The 13391-nt window shown below is 61.0% G+C and carries 12 protein-coding genes; 11 read left to right on the forward strand and 1 reads right to left on the reverse strand.

Annotated elements, in window-relative coordinates:
* Positions 1-14 precede the first annotated feature (14 nt).
* The 10 genes from AC2CQI_RS20535 (at position 15) to AC2CQI_RS20580 (ending at position 10478) form a co-directional block, all read left to right on the forward strand.
* Positions 15-434 carry a F0F1 ATP synthase subunit epsilon gene (locus tag AC2CQI_RS20535; protein ID WP_075804300.1) on the forward strand — a complete coding sequence of 140 codons (420 nt, stop codon included), beginning with the start codon at positions 15-17 and terminating at the stop codon, positions 432-434.
* A 123-nt stretch (positions 435-557) separates the two neighbouring features.
* The gene (glmU, locus tag AC2CQI_RS20540) at positions 558-1925 is read left to right on the forward strand and encodes a bifunctional UDP-N-acetylglucosamine diphosphorylase/glucosamine-1-phosphate N-acetyltransferase GlmU (protein ID WP_075804299.1); all 1368 of its coding nucleotides are present in this window, start codon (positions 558-560) and stop codon (positions 1923-1925) included.
* A gap of 196 nt (positions 1926-2121) precedes the next feature.
* Positions 2122-2898, forward strand: a complete 777-nt coding sequence (locus AC2CQI_RS20545) for a DeoR/GlpR family DNA-binding transcription regulator (protein WP_484577716.1) — start codon at positions 2122-2124, stop codon at positions 2896-2898.
* Positions 2899-2900: 2 nt separating this feature from the next.
* Positions 2901-4736, forward strand: a complete 1836-nt coding sequence (glmS, locus tag AC2CQI_RS20550) for a glutamine--fructose-6-phosphate transaminase (isomerizing) (protein ID WP_484577717.1) — start codon at positions 2901-2903, stop codon at positions 4734-4736.
* A gap of 141 nt (positions 4737-4877) precedes the next feature.
* Positions 4878-5852 (forward strand): alpha/beta hydrolase, encoded by a 975-nt coding sequence (locus AC2CQI_RS20555; RefSeq protein WP_484577718.1) that lies wholly within the window; start codon positions 4878-4880, stop codon positions 5850-5852.
* A gap of 139 nt (positions 5853-5991) precedes the next feature.
* A complete protein-coding gene (locus AC2CQI_RS20560; protein ID WP_484577719.1) occupies positions 5992-6714 on the forward strand; it encodes a pirin family protein in 723 nt (240 codons plus the stop codon).
* Between the two features lie 79 nt (positions 6715-6793).
* Positions 6794-8401, forward strand: coding sequence for an MFS transporter (locus AC2CQI_RS20565; RefSeq protein WP_484577720.1), 1608 nt, complete (start codon positions 6794-6796; stop codon positions 8399-8401).
* A gap of 263 nt (positions 8402-8664) precedes the next feature.
* Positions 8665-9309: a hydrolase gene (locus AC2CQI_RS20570; RefSeq protein ID WP_484577721.1), complete on the forward strand. Its 645-nt coding sequence runs from the start codon at positions 8665-8667 to the stop codon at positions 9307-9309.
* Between the two features lie 78 nt (positions 9310-9387).
* Complete coding sequence (locus AC2CQI_RS20575) at positions 9388-10011, forward strand: DedA family protein (RefSeq protein WP_484577722.1); 624 nt, start codon at positions 9388-9390, stop codon at positions 10009-10011.
* Between the two features lie 35 nt (positions 10012-10046).
* On the forward strand, positions 10047-10478 hold the full coding sequence (locus AC2CQI_RS20580) for a DoxX family protein (protein ID WP_484577723.1): 432 nt from the start codon (positions 10047-10049) through the stop codon (positions 10476-10478).
* Between the two features lie 61 nt (positions 10479-10539).
* Here the strand turns inward: AC2CQI_RS20580 and AC2CQI_RS20585 are convergent, their stop codons facing one another.
* Positions 10540-11118: a hypothetical protein gene (locus AC2CQI_RS20585; RefSeq protein WP_075805774.1), complete on the reverse strand. Its 579-nt coding sequence runs from the start codon at positions 11116-11118 to the stop codon at positions 10540-10542.
* A gap of 330 nt (positions 11119-11448) precedes the next feature.
* Between AC2CQI_RS20585 and AC2CQI_RS20590 the strand changes: the two genes are divergently transcribed.
* Positions 11449-13389, forward strand: coding sequence for a methyl-accepting chemotaxis protein (locus AC2CQI_RS20590; RefSeq protein WP_484577724.1), 1941 nt, complete (start codon positions 11449-11451; stop codon positions 13387-13389).
* Positions 13390-13391: the final 2 nt, after the last annotated feature.

The raw sequence follows: 13391 nt of genomic DNA on the forward strand, positions 1-13391 counted from the left end.
GTCGAGGCAAGCAAATGGCTATGACAGTCCATTGCGACATCGTCAGCGCGGAAGGGGAAATCTTCTCCGGTCTGGTCGAGATGTTGGTAGCTCACGGCAACCTGGGTGATCTTGGTATCGCTCCAGGCCACGCGCCGCTGATCACCAACCTCAAGCCGGGTCCGATCACGCTGACCAAGCAGGGTGGCGCGCAGGAGGTGTACTACATCTCCGGTGGTTTCCTTGAGGTCCAGCCGAGCATGGTCAAGGTTCTCGCCGACACCGTGCAACGTGCAGGTGACCTGGACGAAGCCCAGGCGCTGGAAGCAGTGAAAGCTGCTGAAAATGCCCTGAACAGCAAAGGCGCGGATTTCGATTATTCGGCCGCTGCTGCTCGTCTGGCCGAGGCCGCAGCCCAGCTGCGTACCGTCCAGCAAATGCGTCGTCAGAAGTAATCGGCATTCAGCCGGTCATTTCTGAAGCGATTGAGTAAAAGGGTAGCCTCGGCTACCCTTTTTCTTTTTCCGTGTTTTTTCTCCCGGTCACAGCGCTGACCACCCAGGATTGGTAGCCAGTCAATGTCTCTCGATATCGTTATTCTCGCTGCGGGCCAGGGCACGCGCATGCGTTCCGCCTTGCCCAAGGTGCTTCACCCGGTTGCCGGTGATTCCATGCTCGGCCATGTTATCCACAGCGCCCGCCAGCTCCAGCCCCAAGGTATTCACGTGGTGATTGGCCACGGTGCCGAACTCGTGCGTGAACGTCTGGCCGCGGATGATCTGAATTTCGTACTCCAGGACAAACAACTGGGTACCGGCCACGCTGTCGCCCAGGCCCTGCCGGCGCTGAGTGCCGACACTGTGCTGATCCTCTACGGCGATGTGCCGCTGATCGAGGTCGAGACCCTGCAGCGCCTGCTGGCCAAGGTCAACGACCAGCAACTCGGCCTGCTCACCGTGACCCTCGACGACCCGACCGGCTATGGCCGTATCGTCCGCGACGCCGCTGGCAAGGTCACCGCCATCGTCGAGCACAAGGACGCCAGCGATGCGCAGAAAGCCATCCGCGAAGGCAACACCGGCATTCTCGCCGTCCCGGGCAAGCGTCTTGCCGATTGGCTGGGCCGCCTGTCCAACGACAACGCCCAGGGCGAGTACTACCTGACCGACGTTATCGCCATGGCCGTGGCCGACGGCCTGGTGGTCGCCACCGAGCAACCGCTGGACCCGATGGAAGTGCAGGGCGCCAACGACCGCCGGCAACTGGCCGAGCTGGAGCGTCATTACCAGTTCCGTGAAGCCCGCCGCCTGATGGCCCTCGGCGTGACCCTGCGTGACCCGGCGCGTTTTGATGTGCGTGGCGAAGTCACCGTCGGCCGCGACGTGCTGATCGACATCAACGTGATCCTCGAAGGCCGGGTGATCATCGAGGATGACGTGCAGATTGGTCCGAACTGCGTGATCAGGAATACCACCCTGCGCAAGGGCGCGGTGGTCAAGGCCAACAGCCACCTGGAAGGTGCGGTGATGGGAGAGGGCAGCGATGCCGGCCCGTTCGCCCGCCTGCGTCCGGGCAGCGTGCTGGACGCCCGTGCCCATGTGGGTAACTTCGTCGAACTGAAGAACGCTCACCTCGGCGAAGGCGCCAAGGCCGGTCACCTGACCTACCTGGGCGATGCCGAAATCGGCGCCCGCACCAACATCGGTGCCGGCACCATCACCTGCAACTACGACGGTGCGAACAAGTTCAAGACCACTATGGGCGAGGACGTGTTCATCGGTTCGAACAACTCGCTGGTTGCCCCTGTGGATATCGCTTCCGGCGCCACCACCGCAGCAGGTTCGACCATCGTGCAGAATGTCGACGCCGCCCAACTGGCCGTGGGTCGTGCCCGTCAGCGCAATATCGACGGCTGGAAACGGCCGGAGAAGATCAAGAAAAGCTGAGTTGTCCACAGCGTGACAAAAGGCCGACCTGCATTGTGCATAAGTCGGCCTTTTGCATTTATGTCGGTGCTGTGGATAAGCCAACCCGTGCAAAGAATGTTATCCACATCGCCTTTTGTCCAATTGGCGCTTGACCCAACGAAAGATTCAGGTTTTGATTGCCGTCATTAACTTTCGAACCGAAACTTAAGCGCAAATGTCGAAACGAAACACACCTCAAAGACGCCACAACATTCTTGCTCTGCTCAATGAACAGGGCGAAGTGAGCGTGGATGAGCTGGCCAAGCGTTTCGAAACTTCCGAAGTGACCATTCGAAAGGATCTCGCTGCCCTGGAAAGCAATGGCCTGCTGCTGCGCCGTTATGGCGGCGCGGTCACCATGCCCCAGGAACTGATCGCCGACCAGGCCCAGCCGGTTTCCCTATACAAGCAAGCCATCGCTCGCGCCGCCGTTGCGCGGATTCGCGAACATGCGCGGATCATTATCGACAGTGGCAGTACCACTGCCGCGATGATCCCCGAGCTCGGCTTGCAGCCTGGCCTGGTGGTGATGACCAATTCCCTGAATGTTGCCCGCGCCCTCAGCGAACTGGAACACGAACCGGTGCTGCTGATGACCGGCGGCACCTGGGACCCGCACTCCGAGTCCTTCCAGGGCCAGGTTGCCGAGCAGGTGCTGCGGTCCTACGACTTCGACCAGTTGTTCATCGGTGCCGACGGCATCGATCTGGTTCGCGGCACCACCACCTTCAACGAACTGCTCGGCCTGAGCCGGGTCATGGCGGAGGTGGCGCGGGAAGTGATCGTGATGGTCGAGTCCGACAAGGTCGGGCGCAAGATCCCCAACCTTGAGCTGCCGTGGAGCAGCGTGAGCACCCTTATTACCGATGAACGCCTGCCCCGTGAGGCACGCGAACAGATTGAAGCCCGCGGCATCAACGTGATTTGTGCCGCTATCAGCCAGGAGCATTGACTATGTGTGGAATCGTTGGCGCCGTCGCCGAGCGCAATATCACCGCCATTCTGATCGAAGGCCTCAAGCGTCTCGAGTACCGCGGCTATGACAGCGCCGGTCTGGCCGTCTACACCCAGCAGGGGACCCTCGAGCGCCGCCGCCGTATCGGCAAGGTCAGCGAACTGCAGGCGGCCGTGGCGGCCGATCCGCTGGCTGGCCAGCTGGGCATCGCCCACACCCGCTGGGCCACTCACGGCGCGCCGACCGAGCACAACGCCCACCCGCACTTCTCCGGCAACGAACTGGCGGTGGTGCACAACGGCATCATCGAGAACCACGAAGTCCTGCGCGAGAACCTGAAGTCCCTGGGCTACGTGTTCAGTTCGGAAACCGACACCGAAGTGATCGTGCACCTGCTGCACCACACCCTGAAGAGCGTTCCCGACCTGGCCGACGCCCTCAAGGCCGTCGTCAAGCAACTGCATGGTGCCTTCGGCCTGGCCGTGATCAGTGCCAAGCAGCCTGACCGCCTGGTCGCCGCCCGCAGCGGCAGCCCGCTGGTGATCGGCCTGGGCCTGGGCGAGAACTTCCTGGCTTCCGACCAACTGGCCCTGCGCCAGGTCACCGACCGCTTCATGTACCTGGAGGAGGGCGATATCGCCGAGATCCAGCGTGAGCAGGTGCGTATCTGGGACGCCAACGGTGTCGCGGTCCAGCGTGAAACCGTGCAATACCACGAAGGCGCGGAAGCGGCTGACAAGGGCGCGTACCGTCACTTCATGCTCAAGGAAATCCACGAGCAGCCCACCGTGGTCCAGCGCACCCTGGAAGGTCGCCTGGGCGCCGATCACGTGATGGTCCAGGCGTTCGGTCCGAACGCAGCGGAGCTGTTCGCCAAGGTGCGCAACGTGCAGATCGTCGCCTGTGGTACCAGCTACCACGCCGGCATGGTCGCCCGTTACTGGCTGGAAGAACTGGCCGGCATTCCTTGCCAGGTCGAAGTCGCCAGCGAATTCCGCTACCGCAAGGTGGTGGTGCAGCCGGACACCCTGTTCGTCTCCATCTCCCAGTCCGGCGAAACCGCCGACACCCTGGCCGCCCTGCGCAACGCCAAGGAGCTGGGCTTCCTCGGCAGCCTGGCGATCTGCAACGTCGGCATCAGCTCGCTGGTGCGCGAATCCGACCTGACCCTGCTGACCCTGGCCGGTCCGGAAATCGGCGTCGCCTCGACCAAGGCCTTCACCACCCAGCTGGTCTCGCTGATGCTGCTGACCCTGGCCCTGGGTCAAGTGCGTGGCACCCTCGGTGCCGGCGTCGAAGCCGAGCTGGTCGAGCAACTGCGTCGCCTGCCGGTACGCCTCGGCGAAGCCCTGGCGATGGACTCCACGGTCGAGAAGATCTCCGAGCTGTTCGCCGACAAGCACCACACCCTGTTCCTCGGCCGTGGCGCGCAGTTCCCGGTGGCGATGGAGGGTGCCCTGAAACTCAAGGAAATCTCCTATATCCACGCCGAAGCCTACCCGGCGGGCGAGCTGAAACACGGCCCGCTGGCACTGGTAGATGACGACATGCCGGTGGTCACTGTCGCGCCGAACAACGAACTGCTGGAGAAGCTCAAGTCCAACCTACAGGAAGTGCGTGCCCGTGGTGGTCAGTTGGTGGTGTTCGCTGATGAGCAGGCGGGGATGAGCAATGGCGAAGGCACTCACGTGATCGCCATGCCGCATATCGCAGATGCGCTGGCGCCGATTCTGTACACCATTCCGCTGCAGTTGCTGTCGTATTACGTGGCTGTGTTGAAGGGGACTGATGTGGATCAGCCGCGGAATCTGGCGAAGTCGGTGACTGTCGAGTAAAGGGCAGGAACTGAAGCGTTCGATCTAGGTTGTCACAAGCCGCTGCGATGACAGGATGTCAGGGCAGCGGCTTTCTTGTTTATAAGGTACATAACTCTCTTACTGATCGTTGTGACAGCTCTCCAGGACTACGAGGTCACCATGACACACACCGGCAAGGACGCAGCGTTGGCTGTCGAACACCAACTGCTCGCGGTCAACGACATCACCCTCAGCATCTACAGCGCTGGTCCTGCTGACGGCCGCCCGCTCTGGCTGCTGCATGGATTTCCCGAATGCTGGTATTCATGGCGACACCAGATTGAGCCGTTGGCGCGCTGTGGCTACCGTGTGCTCGTACCTGAGATGCGCGGTTACGGCCAGAGCAGCGCCCCGAGCGAACCTGAAGCCTATGACCTGATTACCTTGTGCGGTGATATCCAGGCGGCCATGGATGCTTTTGGTCACACCGAGGTCGGTGTGATCAGTCATGACTGGGGAGCGGGGCTGGCCTGGTACCTGGCACTGCTGGAGCCGCAACGGATCAAGGCGCTGGTGACCATGTCGGTGCCTTTCGGAGGGCGCCCCAAGCGCTCCGCTATCGAGATCATGCGCGAGGCGTATGCGGACCGCTTCAACTACATCGTCTATTTCCAGGAAGTCGGTGTTGCCGAATCGGAGCTGGACGCAGACATCGCCCGCAGTCTTCAGCTATTGCTCGGCGGGAAAGGGGAAATGTTCCTGCAGGACAAACCGGCCGACGCCCGCCTGTTCGACGGAATGCCAGAGCCGCACGGCTTGCCCGACTGGTGCACAAAAGAAGAGCTCAGTGTCTACCAGAACACGCTGTCCCGAGGTTTTCGCGGCCCGCTGAACTGGTATCGGAACTTCACTCGCACTTGGCAGCGCACGGAAGCACTGGCCGGCCAGTCAATCGTCCCGCCGACACTTTTCCTGCTGGGCGATCAAGATCCGGTTGGCAAGCTGGAAAGCCACACGCTCAAGCGAATGAACCAAGTGGTTCCCAGGTTGGAACAGCATGTGTTGGAGAACTGTGGTCACTGGATTCAAAACGAGCGACCAGAGGAAGTGAATGCGCTGCTTGAGGACTTCCTTGGTCGTTACTACAAGGCCTGAGCAAAATCAGAATCTGCGCCATCCTGATTGTCACTTTTGGGGATACAGTAAGTCAGTTTAAGGCATATTTTTGCCTTTCAAAATTGACAGTAAAGTTGATTCATCACATCGAGGCACCAACACCTCAAGGAGAAGAATCATGATCACTGTCCGTAACGCTGAAGAACGTGGCCGCGCCAATCATGGCTGGTTGAAGTCTGCTCACACCTTCTCATTCGCCGATTACTACGACCCTGAAGAACGCGGCTTTTCCGACCTTCTGGTCATCAACGATGACCGGGTGATCGCCGGCAAAGGCTTCGGCCAGCATCCTCATCGTGACATGGAGATTTTCTCCTATGTCCTCGAAGGCGCCCTCGAGCACAAGGACACCCTGGGCACCGGTTCGGTCATCAAGCCAGGCGATGTGCAGTTGATGAGCGCAGGTAGCGGGGTGGCTCACAGTGAGTTCAACCACAGCAAGGCGCAGCCAGTGCACTTCCTGCAGATCTGGATCGTGCCCAATGTCCGTGGCGCCACTCCCCGTTATCAGCAACAGCATTTCAGCAACGATGAAAAGCGCGGCAAGCTGCGGCTGATCATTTCTCCCGATGGCAAGCAGGGCTCGCTGAAGGTTCGTCAGGACGCACGGGTTTATGCAGGCCTTTTCGACGGCGAAGAGCAAGCGACCCTGACGCTGCCAGACAACCGCCATGCCTACGTACACGTAGCGCGTGGAAGCATCGAGCTGAACGGCCAACTGCTGCGTGAAGGCGACGGTGTGCGGATGAGAAAGGAGCAGGTGATCGAGCTCTCCAACGGCCGTGATGCCGAGGTGCTGGTGTTCGACCTGCGACCTAACGAACTGCCGCGCATGCCTTGATGGCTGCAACTCGCCCACTGTCCTGCCCCTGTTCGAAGAGGGGCAAGGCTATCGACCTGAACCTCAAGGCCGCAATCATATGAGCACACCAACATCCGGCGCCTGGAGCCCCTTGCGCAACACCACCTTCCGCATGTTGTGGATCGCAACCATCGCTTCCAATATCGGCACCTGGATGCACGAGGTCGGCGCCGGCTGGTTGATGACCACGCTTTCCGCCAATCCCCTGCACGTTGCCTTGATTCAGGTAGCGGGTTCGCTTCCCATGTTTTTCCTGGCGCTACCGGCCGGTGCCGCTGCTGACATCGTGGACAAGCGGCGCTACCTGCTGCTCGTGCAACTGTGGATGTCCGCTGTTGCGGTGACGTTGGCAGGCCTCACACTGCTGGGATTGATGAACGTCCCTCTGCTGCTGGTGCTGACCTTGGCCTTGGGCATCGGTACAGCCCTGATGATGCCGGCCTGGAGTGCCCTTACGCCTGAGCTTGTTGGCAAGCAGGATCTGTCGAATGCGGTGGCCATCTCGAGTGTCGGGATCAACGTTTCCCGCGCGATCGGCCCTGCCTTGGCCGGTGTCGTGGTGAGCCTGGTCGGCCCGTGGCTGACATTCGCACTCAACGCGGTTTCGTTTGCCGGTGTGATCGTGGTGCTGTTCATGTGGAAGCGGGAGGTGAAGGAACCACTGCTCCCTGCCGAGCGCTTCATCGGTGCCATGCGCACCGGGATGCGCTTCGCCCGGAGTTCCAAACCGCTCCAGGCTGTACTGGTTCGTGCACTGGCCTTCTTCCTGTTTGCCAGCGCGGGTACCTCGTTGCTGCCACTGATCGTGAAGGGCGAGATGCAGGGGACCGCAGCCGACTTCGGGTTGCTGCTCGCCGCAATCGGTATCGGCGCCGTCGGTGGCGCAACGCTGTTGCCGAAACTGCGTGAGCGGGTCAGTCGCGATCGTCTGGTCATGATCGCCAGCCTGGTGTACGCCGTGTTCCTGCTGGTGCTGGCCTCGGTTCGCAATTTCCATGTGCTGATGCCGGCGATGCTGATCAGCGGCGCCGCCTGGATCGCGGTGCTCTCCAATATGCAGGTGGCCGCCCAGACCTCCGTGCCGGCGTGGGTCCGCGCTCGGGCGCTGTCGGTGTACATCCTGGTCTTCTTCGGTTCCATGGCGGGTGGTGGCCTGCTGTGGGGTACCGTCGCCAGCCATGCCTCGATCACCCTGAGCCTGTTGTTGGCGGCGGGCGGTCTTGCCTTGGCGACGCTCGTGACCTGCAAGGTGACGCTGCCTGAAACCGAAGCCGAAGAGCTTGCTCCTTCGCTGCACTGGCCAACACCGATGATCAGCGATGAGCTGGATCAGGAGCGCGGCCCTGTGATGGTCACCGTCGAGTATCACGTCGACCCTGCTCGAGCAGAGGCGTTCACCCAGGCTGCTCGCGACCTGGAAGCCATGCGCAAGCGCAACGGTGCCTTGTCCTGGGGCTTGATGCAGGACAGCTCGGAGCCGACGTTGTGGCAGGAGTTTTTCTTCGAAGAGTCCTGGCTGGAACACCTGCGTCATCACCATCGGGTTACCCGTGGCGAGTTGAAAATCGAAGCGCGGGTGCGCAAATTCCAGACCGAAGGTGTACCGGTGAAAATCCGTCATCTGTTGGCTGAAGCACACAAGCATCAGCGGCCCGGCAGTCATTGAACTGCGGCAGTCCGCGATACAGTCGAACACCAGAAGGGGCCATTGCGGCCCCTTCTTTTTTTGCTGGACGACCCTGTCGCTGACGGTTTGAAGCGGCACTTTCCACTGTCACCAAAATAGGGACAATCTTTCCACTTTCAGCCTAATTGTCTCAATCAATCATCAGCTTCAGAATGGCCTCCATACCGCAGACAACGCCAACGGCCAAGCGCGGGACACCTTTGAAACCCAACGCTTTCAACCCTTCTGAAGAGATCAAGACCATGTCCAAACGTGAACTGCTGAACCCGACCAACTCCGCCCTGATCCTGATCGACCACCAGCCGCAGATGGCTTTCGGCGTCCAGTCGATCGACCGCCAGACCCTGAAGAACAACACCGTTGGCCTGGCCAAGGCGGCGAAAATCTTCGACGTACCGACCATTTACACCTCGGTCGAAACCGAGAGTTTCAGCGGCTACATCTGGCCGGAGCTGTTGGCCGTCAACCCGGGCGCCCAGCCGATCGAGCGCACCTCGATGAACAGTTGGGAAGACGCCAGGTTGGTGGAAGCGGTGAAAGCCACCGGTCGCAAGAAACTGATCATGGCGGCCCTGTGGACCGAGGTCTGCCTGACCTTCCCGGCGCTGGAAGCGATGGAAGCCGGCTACGAGGTGTACATCGTCACCGACGCCTCGGGCGGTACGACCCAGGAAGCCCATGACATGTCGGTGCAGCGCATGATCCAGGCCGGCGCAATCCCGGTGACCTGGCAGCAGGTCCTGCTCGAGTACCAGCGCGACTGGGCTCACAAGGACACCTACCAGGCCGTGATGGATCTGGTCCTGGAACACAGCGGTGCCTACGGCATGGGCGTCGATTACGCCTACACCATGGTGCACAAGGCCCCTCAACGTAAGGTGTCCTGACCGCCGGACGTGAACCGCCAGCCTGAGCCGAGTCAGTGCTCAGGCTGATTAGCGATCGAGCCCACAGGAGGTGCCGCCATGAGTCCGGTCGAGAGCTTCGCCGTCGATCACCCGCTGGTACTGCTCGGCCTGAACGTTTTCGGCGATCAGATCGGCCTGCCAATACCGTCCTACCCTTCGCTTGTTCTTGCGGGCGCATTCGCCAGCAAGCATGGCTCACCTGATCCCGGCCTTGTGGTCTTGCTGGCGCTGGTGGTTTGCCTCTTTGCTGACAGCGTTTGGTACCTCATGGGCGCCCGCTTCGGTGAGGCCCTGACACGCTGGATTTGCCGAGTCTCACCGAGGACGGGCACGGCCTTTGTGCAGGGCCGCAAGGCCTATCTGCGGTACGGGCCGGTGGTGCTGGTGTTCGCCAAGTTCATCCCCGGAGCGGGAGCGGTCTCCACGCTGCTGGCCGGACAAATGGCCATGCCCAAAGCGCACTTCGTGGCCTACAGCCTTCTGGGCTCGCTGCTCTGGTCCAGTAGTGCGCTCGTGCTCGGGGCCGGCTTCGGCGGACCGATCCTGCACGCCTTCGACACCCTGCAGGATTACCTGGTACTCGGACTGGAATTCATCGGTATCGCCGTGTTGACGCTTCTGGCGTTCAGAGCCGCGCTCTCGGCGTTGAAGCAGGCGATGCGGCGTCCGATCACCAAGTAACGGTTTTTTACCCTCTGCAAACAAGGATTCGTGACATGACTACTTCTGAGGTTCAAGGCAGGCCGAAGACCCTGGCTGATATTTCACTGCCATTGGGCTTGCTGTTTTTAAGGGTGTCGGCCGCTGTGCTGCTGCTCCAGATCCACGGCCTTCCTAAGCTGCTCAACTGGAGTACGGAGCTTCAGCGGATCGAAGATCCATTTGGCCTGGGGGCGAACTTGACGCTGGCAATGGCGGTTTTCGCTGAAGTCATTTGTCCGGTGTTACTGATCCTGGGGGTGTTCGCCCGACTGGCTTGCCTGCCGGTGCTCGCAGTGCTCGGGGTTGCCCTGGTGGTGGTCCATCCGGAATGGTCCTTGGAACAGGCCCAGTTCGCCTGGCTGTTCACTGTGCTTTATGCGGGACTTGCGATGACCGGTCCAGGCGCCTGGGCTATCAAGGTGCCTGCGTTTTTCCAACGTTTCTGAGAAACAAAAAAGGGCCTCTCAGGTGAGTAGCCCTTTGGAACGCTGTTGTTCCATTTATCTCCTACCGCGAAGTCGACACCTTCAACACCTCGGTATAAATCGCATTCACCGTCTGCCCCACCTTCAGGTTCTTCATCCGCGCCTGAAGACCCGGGTTTTCCACCTTCACCACCGTGCTTTTGCCTTCTGGCGGCAGCAGCGTCACTTCGTGCTTGTCCAGATCGATCTTGACGATCTTCGAGGTGACCTTCACCTGCCGCACCGCCTCGCCACCCGGGTTGGGATTGTCCTTGGTCGCGCGGATGCTCATGGCTTCGTCGGTGACCTTGGGAGCCCCACCGACCTCGGTATCGAGGACGTAGGCGACCGAACGCGCGACCTCAATATCCACGGTGTCGCCAATCTTCAGGTTGGGCAGGGCCTTGGCCTTGTCCGTCAGTTGCAGGGTAACGGGCTGGTTGTCCGCGTCAGCGATGGTCACCTGGTAGTTGGCAGCATCGACCGCCAGGACCTTGGTCGTGATGTGGCCTTCAATGGCCTTGGCCCCCAGAGGAATATCGGCCGCCTGAACGCTGACCGCCGCAGTGCAAAGAATCGAGCCCAACGCTACCGCACTTGCAAGAGAACGAATGGTTTTCATCGCCTGCCTTCCTTGTGATGGCTGATGGAAATATTTTGTGCGATTTGCACACCGGGCATGAGCATAGTCATTGCGTGGCGAACTGCCTGCCAGGGACGCGATCTGCCGCACAAATGGCGTCGAAACAGACAAGAATGTGTCCTGTCCATACGATCAACTTCCCGCGAAACCCAGTAAATTCGGGGCCCGGACGCCTTTCCGGTGTCTTGCACCGGCAACCCCAAGTTGCCATTCTGCGACTTGCTGAAACGCTCAGCAGAGCGGTTGCAAGCAGATCCCAAAGCCCCGTGAGCCGGTGAGCTCATGGCACGTCGTATCGGAAGCCATCGAATGAATATAAAAAAGAAGCTGACGTGTGCATTCGGCGTCATCGCCGTGATTCCCGTGGCGTTGATTGCCTGTCTGGTCGTGTACAACCTCAATGAACAGGCCCGTGAAGGCTTTGTGGATACTTCGAGCCGGGAAATCCGGCAGATCGACAACACGGTCAATGTGTTCCTCGACGCCATTGCCCAGAACGTGACGCAATGGGCCGACGATCCGCTGATCATCAATGCCAGGGACCTGAAGGTCTACAGCAGCGAGAACGCCCCGAACACGCCGTTGCCCGAGGGTAGCCGCCTGGTACTGGAACACTTTACCCGCTACGCCAAGGCGCATCCGAATACCGCGTTCGTGTCATTTGCACGCAATGACGACGGCAGCTATGTGGCCTGGCCCGATGAGCCAGGGCTGAAGAACTACGAACCGCGCAAGCGTCCCTGGTACCAGTTGGGGATGGCCAACCCTGGCAAGACCATGCGCACCAGCGCCTACCTCTGGGGCAATGAACCGCTGATCTGTACCGTACGCACGGTGCACGGCGCCAACGGCGAAGTGATCGGGGTGATGGGCACCGACGTGTCCCTGGAACAACTGGCCGGCTTCATCGGCAAGACCAAGCTGGGCGACAGCGGCTACCTGATGCTGGTCGAGGACACCGGCGCGGTGCTGGTAGACCCGAGCAATCCAGCCAATGCCTTCAAGCAGCTCAAGGACCTGGGCGGGGATTACGCTCAACTGGCCAGCACCAGCAAGGGCCTGATCGAGGTGGAACTGGGCGGCAAGCGCTACATGGCCAACGTCTGGACCTCGCCGACCCTGGGCTGGCGCTTTATCGGCCTGATCGAGAAGAGCGAAGTGATGGCCGGTGTCACCAGCCTGACCTGGACCATCGTCGCCATCGCCCTGGTCCTGGCGCTGCTGTTCGCGGTGGCCGGTGCGGCCTTCTCCAACCTGATCGTCAACCCGATCAAGGGCGTTGCCGGCAGCCTGGAAGATATCGCCCAGGGCGAGGGTGACCTGACCCGCTCGCTGCAAGTGAAGGGCAACGACGAAACCGCCGCGCTGGCCGGCTGGTTCAACCAGTTCGTCGAGCGCATTCGCTCGCTGGTGCAGCGTATCGGCAATGCGTCCACCGATTTGCAGAGTGCGTCGGAAACCAACAGCCAGGTCGCCTCGAACATGGGTGATGCCACCGGGCGCCAGCGCCAGGCGGTCGAGCTGGTGTCCACGGCATTCAACGAGATGGTCGCTACCGCCAACGAAGTGGCCAAGTCCTGCAGCCATGCGGCGACGTCCGCGGATGCCGGGCAGCGTCATGTCAGCGCCGGCCAGCAGCAGATCGAGCAAGCCACCACCAGCGTGGCGCGCCTGAGCGAGAACCTGCTGCAAGCCACCGAGGCGATGCAGGAACTGGAGAAGGAAAGCCAGGACATCAACACCATCCTCGGCACCATTCGCTCCATCGCCGAACAGACCAATCTGCTGGCGCTGAACGCTGCCATCGAAGCGGCTCGCGCCGGGGAGCAGGGGCGTGGGTTCGCGGTGGTGGCGGACGAAGTACGGGCGCTGGCCAAGCGCACGGCCGACTCCACCGGTGAGATCGACGGCTTGCTCGGCGGGCTGGCGCGACGCGCGCAGGATGTCACCCAGCAGATGCACAGCAGCCTGGAAATGTCGCAGCAGAGTGTCAGCTCGATCCGCGAGGCGCGGGACAGCTTTGACGATATCCGCAGCTCGGTGGATGCGATCCGTGATCAGAGCAATCAGATCGCCACGGCCGCGGAAGAGCAGCACCAAGTGGCCGAGGACATCAACCAGCACATCATCCAGATCCAGGCGGATGCGCAGTTGATCGAGGAACTGGCCGGGTCGGCGCAGGCGGATTCGCGGCAGTTGAAGGCGTTGTCGCAGGAGTTCAAGAGCCTGGTGTCCCGGTTCAGGACCTGACT

The organism is Pseudomonas sp. P2S-1 (assembly GCF_057197725.1).